General features: G+C 55.6%; 9 protein-coding genes. 3 read left to right on the plus strand and 6 right to left on the minus strand.

Annotation, left to right across the window (positions count from 1 at the left end; all coding sequences use genetic code 11):
* Window position 1: 1 nt before the first annotated feature.
* Genes POTG_RS20390 through POTG_RS20400 form a run of 3 tightly spaced genes read right to left on the minus strand, consistent with a single transcriptional unit; the run spans window position 2 to window position 848 of the window.
* Window positions 2-238: a DUF2249 domain-containing protein gene (locus POTG_RS20390; protein ID WP_009226731.1), complete on the minus strand. Its 237-nt coding sequence runs from the start codon at window positions 236-238 to the stop codon at window positions 2-4.
* Window positions 239-598 (minus strand): hypothetical protein, encoded by a 360-nt coding sequence (locus tag POTG_RS20395; RefSeq protein ID WP_009226732.1) that lies wholly within the window; start codon window positions 596-598, stop codon window positions 239-241.
* Window positions 599-614: 16 nt separating this feature from the next.
* Window positions 615-848: a DUF2249 domain-containing protein gene (locus POTG_RS20400; protein WP_009226733.1), complete on the minus strand. Its 234-nt coding sequence runs from the start codon at window positions 846-848 to the stop codon at window positions 615-617.
* A 234-nt stretch (window positions 849-1,082) separates the two neighbouring features.
* Here POTG_RS20400 and POTG_RS20405 point away from each other — a divergent pair, with 234 nt between their 5' ends.
* Both POTG_RS20405 and POTG_RS20410 read left to right on the plus strand, forming a co-directional pair.
* Window positions 1,083-1,823: a YwiC-like family protein gene (locus POTG_RS20405; protein WP_009226734.1), complete on the plus strand. Its 741-nt coding sequence runs from the start codon at window positions 1,083-1,085 to the stop codon at window positions 1,821-1,823.
* Window positions 1,824-1,874: 51 nt separating this feature from the next.
* Entirely contained in the window at window positions 1,875-3,209 is a 1,335-nt protein-coding gene (locus POTG_RS20410) for a DRTGG domain-containing protein (protein ID WP_009226735.1), read from the plus strand.
* 60 nt (window positions 3,210-3,269) lie between these two features.
* On the opposite strand, the gene POTG_RS20415 is transcribed toward POTG_RS20410, so the two are convergent.
* From POTG_RS20415 to POTG_RS20425, 3 genes are all read right to left on the minus strand, one after another.
* Window positions 3,270-3,569 (minus strand): YtpI family protein, encoded by a 300-nt coding sequence (locus POTG_RS20415; RefSeq protein ID WP_009226736.1) that lies wholly within the window; start codon window positions 3,567-3,569, stop codon window positions 3,270-3,272.
* Window positions 3,570-3,768: 199 nt separating this feature from the next.
* Window positions 3,769-4,269, minus strand: a complete 501-nt coding sequence (locus POTG_RS20420) for a hypothetical protein (RefSeq protein ID WP_036646464.1) — start codon at window positions 4,267-4,269, stop codon at window positions 3,769-3,771.
* Entirely contained in the window at window positions 4,266-4,595 is a 330-nt protein-coding gene (locus POTG_RS20425) for a YtrH family sporulation protein (protein WP_009226738.1), read from the minus strand. The genes POTG_RS20420 and POTG_RS20425 overlap by 4 nt, the downstream gene beginning before the upstream one ends.
* 111 nt (window positions 4,596-4,706) lie before the next feature.
* Between POTG_RS20425 and POTG_RS20430 the strand changes: the two genes are divergently transcribed.
* The coding region (locus tag POTG_RS20430; protein WP_036646467.1) for a DNA polymerase III subunit alpha at window positions 4,707-7,933 on the plus strand (3,227 nt) is incomplete at its 3' end.

Consider the following 7,933-nt stretch of genomic DNA (forward strand, 5'->3'; position numbering starts at 1 on the left):
CCTAAGCTTGAATCGGTTCAAATGTCACCTTCCAATGATCCGCTGCCAGTTGTTCGCATTCATGACGGTAGCCCTTACCTTCAAGCACCTTCAGGAGCGGGACGGGCTTCATTGTGGCGTGCAGAACAAGGCTGTCACCCTCCTGCAGCTTCCCAACCGTGTCCATAATAACGCTGAACGGCTCTTCGCCGCGGCGAAGAATCGGCCGAACGTCGAGTTCAACGATCTGGTTTGCCATTTATGGATTCACCTCCACGTCCGTCCGTTCGGCGGCAAATGCTTGGCAGAGCCGAGCTGCACCGCTGAGTCCCTTCATGCCGCCGTACAGCGTATAGAAGAACGAGTCCGGCGCATCCAGCGAGAAGGACAAATACTGCTTTGGATCGATCCCCAGCATTTTTTCAAACAAAGCGGAAGTATCGTAGGCATAGAAACAGAAATAGGTGTATTGGAATTCCGGCATTTTTTCCGCGATGGTGAGGATCTCGCTGGCATAGCGTTCCAGATTGCTTTCCGCTTCCTCAATCATCCGTAACGCATCCTCGAGCTCGACGGCAATCTTAATTGTTTTCTCATCGACAACCGTAATCGTTGCCATAGGGCATTCCCCCTGCTTAGTTTTTGCCGATTTTCACCTGGAACATCTCTGGCCCCTGCTCAATGTACTCCCAAGTGAAACCGCCGGGATGCATGGCCTCGAACTGAAACCGGAGCGGTACCGGGTCATGGTCGTTAATCAGCAGCATCGCTTCCCCCGGCTCCAGGGAATTAAAGGTTGCAAAAATGGTCTTATGCTTGAGCTGCGGCGGATATTCGGTGGCGTTGACAGTAGCTTTGAATTGACTCATGGGAAGTCCTCCTAAATGTTTAGAATTTAACGATTCGCCCCCATTATAGCAACGGACTTGAGCGGGATTGTGATATCAGTCACAAGATGCGAAACCGTCAAAAATTTCTCGGCGGATTTGTCCGGAAGCTGCCATGAATCAAGTGATTTCTGTCACTTGGGTGCCGATGCCGGACGATTATAATGTGCGTAATTTGAATTTGATGGCTCACGATTAGAAGGAGGAACCGATAACATGCGCGTCCGAGATTACATCCCGAATCAACATGGAGCCTGGGCCATGCTGATCGTTCCGTTTCTGTTTGGCATGCTCGCCTCTACCCCCGGGGCGATCCACGGTTTGTTGTTTGTGTGCTGGCTTCTCATTTATCTGTTTATGTTTCCTTTGCTGCAATGGATTCGGAGGGGAAAAGCCAAGACCAAAGCCAAAGCCGACCGATACCGCAAGCCTTTGCTGCTCTACGGTGCGTTGCTGGTCCCTGCGGCGCTCACTTTGGTCCTGCTTCGCCCCGAGGTGCTGAAGTTGGCTCTCCTGTTCGTGCCGCTGTTTGGGGTGAATGCCTTCTATGCCAAGCAGAAGCGCGAACGCGCTCTGCTGAACGACATCGCGGCGATCGTGCAATTCAGCTTGATGGTGTTTATCTCGTATCAGCTTGGAGGAGGAACCGATCTTCGGCTCGCCACGGAACTGTTCCTGATCAGCACGTTGTATTTTGTAGGGACCGCTTTTTACGTGAAAACCATCATCCGCGAACGGAATAATAAGCGATTCTATTGCTACTCCGTAGCCTACCACGTTATGCTGATGATCTTGGCCGTATGGCTGCTCTCTCCGGCGCTGTGGATCGCCGCATTGATCCTGCTGGCTAGAGCGGTCTGGTTCCCGCGGACGGGGATTACCGCCAAGCAGTCCGGCATGCTGGAAATTGTCTATTCTGTTATTGTTCTTGCCGCCTTCTGGATGACCTACGCCTGAATGTGTATAATGAATACAGAATAGTACAGATTCGGGCAGGGGGTATAACAGTTGGAGGGACCGGAAGAAAGCGTAACAAAACACGAACAGCTGCTCCAACATATCGAAGGACTCAAGATTGGAACGAAAATCTCCGTGCGCAAGCTGGCCAAAGCGCTGGGGGTAAGTGAAGGTACCGCCTACCGGGCGGTGAAGGAAGCGGAGAATCTCGGGATCGTCATTACGAAGGAACGGATCGGCACGGTTCGCGTGGAGAAGAAGCCGCGCAACATCTCGGACCAGCTCACCTTTGGCGATGTGGTTGAGATCGTCGAAGGTCATGTGCTGGGCGGCGGAGAAGGATTGAACAAAACGCTGAACAAGTATGTCATTGGCGCGATGAAAATCGATGCCATGGCCAGATACATTGACGCCGGCAGCCTGCTGATCATCGGGAACCGCGATAATGCCCATTCACTTGCCCTGGAGCAAGGCGCCGGGGTATTGATCACCGGGGGGTTCGGGACGAGCCGCGAGGTGAAGACGCTGGCGGACAAGCTGGCATTGCCGATCATCTCCTCGCGTCACGACACGTTTACCGTCGCATCGATGATTAACCGGGCGTTATTTGACCGTTTGATTAAGAAAAAAATCATGCTGGTGGAAGACATCGTCAGCCGCAAACCGCGGGTGAGCATGCTGAAGGCGACCAGCAACATTTCCGATTTTGATCAGTTGTCTTTAGAGACGGGGCAGCAGCATTTTCCGGTGGTGGACGAGTGGAACCGGGTCATCGGGATCGTCAGCCGGAAGAACGTCGAAGAGCTGAGCGGCGACCAGCCGATTGAGAAATGCATGACCCGCCATCCGATCACCGTTGGCCTGCAGACATCGCTCGCTTCGGCAGCGCAAATCATGGTCTGGGAAGGGATCGACTTCTTGCCTGTCGTGGACCGCAACCGGAAGCTGGTCTCGTCGGTGACGCGCCGCGAGGTGCTGCAAGCGATGCGGGACGTACGGAATCAGCCGCAGCTGGGCGAAACGTTTGAGCACTTAATGTGGAACGGGTTTGCCGAGGAACGGGACGAAGAGGGGAAATTGTTCTTCCGCGGAATGATTACGCCGCAGATGGCGACCGATTTGGGGACGATCTCGCATGGGGTCCTGACCTCGCTGATGACCCAAGCCGGACTTCGCGCGGCCAAAGACGCCAGCGGCGGCGACTTTGTGGTCGATAACCTGACGACCTATTTCGTCCGTCCGGTGCAAATTGAAAACCCGGTGGTTATCACCCCCGTATTACTGGAGATGAGCCGCCGGGCTTGCAAGCTGGAAATTATGTTAACCTATCAGGATTCGCTGGTTTCGAAGGCGGTCATGACGCTGCAGTCCATCGACCATGCCTAAGCAGCGGAGCGGGGATCCTGCATGCAAAGAGGGATAGCCTAACGGCCTGGGGCCGCGAGGTTATCCCTCTTTTTGCCGGGCATATAAGCCATGGTTGCGGAGGCCGGCGAAGATGTTAAACGCCCCCAGCACCATAAACACAGCGCCGATGACAACGCGAAGCGTCGAGCCGCTGAACAGGAACATTTGGATGAGGGCCAGAACGATCAGCATCACGCCCATACTGATATTCATTTTGGCGGCCGCCATTCCCCGCGTCTTCGGATCGAGCGAACGCCGGGACTTAAAGCTGAAGAAGACCGAGCCCACGCAACTGATGATCAAAATCACGTAAAGAATGGATTGGATCGTTTGGATCATGAGAGGTTCGTAGCTCCTTTAATCGTAGAGTGGATACGCGCTTGAGCAGCAACAGAACGTCGAATTCCTGCAAAAATACAGTTTTTAATCGCAAAAACAGTTATTCAATCCACATGCTCTTGAAATGGAGAAAATTCCTGCACTTTTACAGTTTTGTTTGCCGTCTCAAGTGAATTACCTCATATTTTAGCATGATTTGCTAGAGACGAATATAGGGCCGCATGTCCACCCAAACCTGAAGCACCCCGTCACTCACCAGCATCGTCTTGATTTGAATCGCGTATTCCTTGTCGCGAACGACATAGATTTTTCGGTTTAACAGCGTGCGGGCCATTTTGGCATCCGAGTCAATATCAAAAATATTTCGACCCCGCAGCACCTCTAATTCGTTGTGAAGCTGCTCGGCGACCTCCTTCACCGCCAGCGAATCGAGCGGCGGATCGCGTTCCTCCACGCGCACCTTGATCTCTTTGATGACGGTGGAACGGTTGTTGTATTTTTTTAGCGTCCGAATGTCCTCTTCGGCTTGATGCAGCTGGATGGTCAGGTCTTTGTTCTGGATCCACAGCAAATTGTAGCTGGTCTGATAAATGACGTTATACACGATACTTCCGGTTACCATGCCGAGGATAAACACGGCGGTGAATTGCATAAACCTGCGAAAGCCCGTTAGCTTCGGTTGTTTCGCCTCTTCATTCATCCCCGTCCTCCCCCGCACATCCAGCGCACCAATTCCGAACCCATATGCGCCCCGAGAAAGGCGAACAACAGGTACAAGATCTGTTTGATGGCCGGAGACAGGTTCCCGTCAAAAAAATTGCTCTCAATGACCCGCATCGGGTCGATCGTGCCGCCAACTGCAGCAGCCAGCGCCCATATTTTAATGCGGTCGGCAATGTCCAGCATCGTCTGCGTCGGAGGCTGCAGTGAAACGACTGCGCCGATGCCGCCAACCATGGCGCCCCCCACCACAATTCCGAAGGCGATAAAGAAATCCATGACCGCTTTGGTCAAAAACGTGCTCATGCGCGCTTGCCCCTTTCCGAGGTTTGTCCGGTCTTTCTACCATTCTATGGGCGGGCAATGCCTATGTATGATAAAATATTAGAGGTAAACCGATTGAAAGGAAGGGATCGCATGGACAGCTTTGTTCATTTGCACGTACATAGCGAATACAGCTTGCTGGACGGAGCAGCCCGGCTTGAGGATCTCGTCGCCAAGGCGGCGGCTTCCGGCATGAAGGCGCTGGCGCTGACGGATCATGGGGTCATGTACGGCGCGGTTCCTTTTTATAAATTGTGTAAAAAACACGGCATCAAGCCGATCATCGGCTGCGAGGTCTATTTTACGGCAGGCTCGCGCAAGGAACGGGGAAGCCGGAAGGATCAGCCGATCCATCACTTGATTTTGCTGGCCAAGAACGAGACGGGCTACCGCAACCTGATGAAGCTGTGCTCCATCGGTCATCTCGAAGGCTTCCACTATAAGCCGCGAATCGACTGGGATGCGCTGCAGCGGCATCGCGAGGGCCTGGTCTGCCTTAGCGCTTGCTTGGGCGGGGAAGTCCCGTTCCATCTCCTGCGCGGTCATTACGAGGAAGCGAAGAAAGCGGCGCTGCGTTATCAAGCGGCGTTTGGCGAGGATTTTTACCTGGAGCTTCAGGATCACGGCATCCCCGAGCAGAAAAAGGTAAATCCGCTTCTTGTCCAGCTGGCTGGAGAAATCGGTGCCGAGCTTGTAGTCACCAATGACGCACATTACCTGAGCAAGGAAGACGCCGAGGTCCAAGACGTGCTCATTTGCGTAGGGACAGGGAAAACGGTGGACGACGAGGACCGGCTCAAAATGCACACCAATCAGCTCTATCTGAAAACCGCGGAGGAAATGGCCCAGCTGTTCCCTCACTTGCCGGAGGCGTATGCCAATACCGCGAAAATTGCCGATTCCTGCGAGTTGGAGCTGGAGTTTGACCGACATATTTTGCCGGCCTACCGTCCGATCCCGGAGGGGCATACTGCAGGCAGCTACTTGGCGGAGCTGTGTCAACAAGGATTGGTGGACCGCTACGGCGAGCTGGACGTTTGGCGTGACCTGACCGAGCGAGAGAAGCTGGAGCAGCGGCTGCGGTACGAGCTGGAGATCATCGCCAGCATGGGCTTCTCCGATTATTTTCTGATCGTGTGGGACTTTATCGCCTTTGCTCACCGGAACGGAATCGCCACCGGACCGGGACGGGGCTCATCGGCGGGCAGCTTGGTGGCATACGTGCTGCGGATCACCGACGTGGATCCCATCAAATATAACTTGTTGTTTGAACGGTTTTTGAACCCGGAGCGGGTGACGATGCCGGATATCGATATCGACTTCAGCGACGAGCGGCGGGATGAAGTCATTGCCTATGTGGTCGACAAATATGGGGCAGAGCATGTCGCGCAAATTATCACCTTCGGTACGATGGCGGCGCGCGCGGCGGTCCGCGATGTAGGGCGGGCGCTGAATGTGCCGTTTGGCGAAGTGGACAAAGTGGCGAAGCTGATTCCGGGCCATCTGGGCATGACGATTGAACGCGCGTTAAAGGAAAGCCCGGATCTCAAAGCGATGTATGACGGGTCCGAGCGGGTGAAGCGGCTGCTGGACATGGCGATGAAAGTTGAAGGCATGCCAAGGCACGCTTCGACCCATGCCGCCGGGGTGGTTATTTCGCGCGATCCGTTGACCGATGCCGTTCCGTTGCAGGAAGGCAGCGAGCATACGGCGTTAACGCAATATTCCATGGAAAACCTGGAAGCGATCGGTCTGCTGAAAATGGACTTCCTCGGCCTTCGCACCTTATCCATCATCGAGCGCTGCATGAACTGGATTAAGGAGCAGTCGGGGGACGCTCCCGATTTCCGGCTGGTCCCGGATAACGATCCGGCCACATACGAGATGCTGGGGCGCGGGGAAACGACCGGCGTGTTCCAGCTGGAGTCCACCGGGATGCGCCGGGTGCTGAAGGAGATGAAGCCGTCGGTGTTTGAGGACATCATCTCCCTGCTGGCGTTGTATCGCCCGGGGCCGATGGAGTTTATTCCGAAATACATCGCCGGCAAGCACGGGCAAATCACCGTCGAATATCCGCATCCGGATTTGGAGCCGATTTTGAAGGATACGTACGGCATTATCGTCTACCAGGAGCAGATCATGCAGATCGCCTCTCGCATGGCGGGCTTCTCGCTGGGCGAAGCGGACCTGCTGCGACGTGCCGTCTCCAAGAAGAAACGTGAGGTGCTCGACGAGCAGCGCGGACATTTCGTCAGCGGCAGCGTGCAGCAAGGCTACACTGAGGATGAAGCGAACGTCGTTTATGACATGATCGTCCGGTTCGCCGATTACGGCTTCGCACGAGCCCATGCGGCCGCCTATGGCGTGCTGGCGTTCCAAACGGCCTACCTGAAGGCGCATTATCCGGTGCAGTTTATGGCGTCGATGCTGACCGCGGTTACGGGCAGCCACCGCAAGGTGGCGGAATACATCGTGGAATGCCGGCGGATGGGGATCGTCGTGCTGCCGCCGGACGTGAACGAGAGCAGCGTTCTGTTTACGCCGCAGGTAGGGGCTGGTTCTGCGGATGCAGCCCTTTCGGGTGAAGCTAAGGGCCGCGATGCGAAGGACGGACACGCCGGATCCGGACAGGAGCCGCCGGCCCTTGGCGTGATCCGCTTTGGCCTGGCCGCGATCAAAAATGTCGGCACGCAGGCGATTGAAAGCATTTTGCGCGAGCGGAAGGAGCGTCCGTTCGACAGCTTGCTCGATTTTTGCCGGCGGGTGGATTTGCGGACATGCAACAAGCGGGTGATCGAGTCGCTGATCCAAGGCGGGGCGTTTGATTCCTTGCCGGGTCACCGTGCGCAGCTGCTGGCGATGCTGGACGAGACGGTCGAGGCGGCGCTGAAGTGGCGCAAGGAGCGGGATGAACTGCAGATCCAGCTGTTTGATTTCGTGGAATCGCCGAACTGGGACATCGAGTACCCGGATGTCCCGAAGTTTACGGCAGCCCAGCAGCTGGATTTGGAGCGCGAGCTGCTCGGGCTGTATTTGTCCGGCCATCCGCTGGACGATTTCGACGCCTTGCTGGAGGGAGAAGGCGTCGACCGGCTGATGGATTTGGCCGAAGCGCCGGACGACACCCGCACCGTTGTGGCGGGGATGGTCGTGTCCGTGAAGACGATCACAACCAAGCAGGGGAAAGCGATGGCGTTCATGGAACTGGAGGACCAGATCGAGCGCTGCGAGGTTGTGTTGTTCCCCGAAGTGTGGCGGCGCTCGGCCGCCCACGTCGAGAAGGGGGCTTTGCTCGCGTTGCGCGGCGTCGTCCAGCAGCA

Source organism: Paenibacillus sp. oral taxon 786 str. D14, from assembly GCF_000159955.1.
GTDB lineage: Bacteria > Bacillota > Bacilli > Paenibacillales > Paenibacillaceae > Fontibacillus > Fontibacillus phoenicis.